Below are 262 nucleotides of genomic sequence, written 5' to 3'. Positions count from 1 at the left end.
TTCCTGCAGCACTAAATCCTGTAGCTGTGTTACCATAAGCATCCAAGGCTGTTAAGGTATTTGTTCCTGTAAAGGCTGTGCCATTAATCTGTGGACTCGTTAAGCTCACCGCCAACTTCGTCATCGTCGATGGACTCACCGTAACGTTCAAGGTTCCTCCTGTATTCGAGTTGATCGTTCCATCAGTAGCATTCACTGTTGCCGATTCTGCTTTGTACAAGATCATAGATCCTGTAGCCACACCTGCCGTAAAGGTCAAGCT

General features: G+C 46.6%; 1 protein-coding gene. It reads right to left on the bottom strand.

Features of this window, described 5'->3' with window-relative positions:
* The coding region (locus EWU22_RS13400; RefSeq protein WP_161566877.1) for a hypothetical protein at positions 1-262 on the bottom strand (262 nt) is incomplete at both ends.

This window comes from Aquirufa nivalisilvae, assembly GCF_004307455.1.
Classification (GTDB): domain Bacteria; phylum Bacteroidota; class Bacteroidia; order Cytophagales; family Spirosomataceae; genus Aquirufa; species Aquirufa nivalisilvae.
The sequence above is the reverse complement of the archived record's forward strand: the minus strand, read 5'-3'. Positions and strand labels throughout refer to the sequence as shown.